This is a genomic window from Pseudomonas sp. 51_B (genome assembly GCF_017491595.1).
GTDB classification, from domain to species: Bacteria; Pseudomonadota; Gammaproteobacteria; order Pseudomonadales; family Pseudomonadaceae; genus Aquipseudomonas; species Aquipseudomonas promysalinigenes.
Genome location: NZ_JAFGYW010000423.1, coordinates 1 through 442, shown reverse-complemented (window position 1 = coordinate 442; position 442 = coordinate 1). Strand labels below are relative to the sequence as shown.

Annotated in this window: 1 protein-coding gene; it reads left to right on the top strand. The window is 62.9% G+C overall.

From position 1 onward, the window contains the following. A partial coding sequence (locus J5M56_RS25545; RefSeq protein ID WP_207938130.1) for a DUF2946 family protein occupies positions 1-283 on the top strand: 283 nt, incomplete at its 5' end. Between the last annotated feature and the right edge of the window lie 159 nt (positions 284-442).

Sequence of the window (442 nt, the reverse complement as noted above, 5' to 3'; positions counted from 1 at the left end):
GATCGTGAGCGACGGCCTTGCCGCTCGATACGGGAGTACGCCGACCACACCGATCTGCTCGGTCGACGAGCCGTCAGACACCGACGACCACGCGCCTGCGGTCCATTTCGATGCGTGCGGATATTGCGATCTGCTCGCCGATCGCACGCCGGCGCCGCCGTCCGCGATACCGCAACTGCGCATGGCCGAAAGCTACGGCATCGTTCACTTCAGTTACGCTTACGTACGTCTCTCGAGACGTACGCTGGGCAGTACGCCCCGGGATTCACCGCACTTCATCTGAAGCGACTATTTCGTGCCAGGTAGCGAGGCTCCGCCGAATCGCGCGGAACGCCTTGGGTGGCGCTTGCACACTGGACGCGCGGCATCGTGCATCAGCGACACGCGAATCGCACGTGCGCGTCCCTGCCAGATGAAAGTTGAACGACATGCGGATCGAATC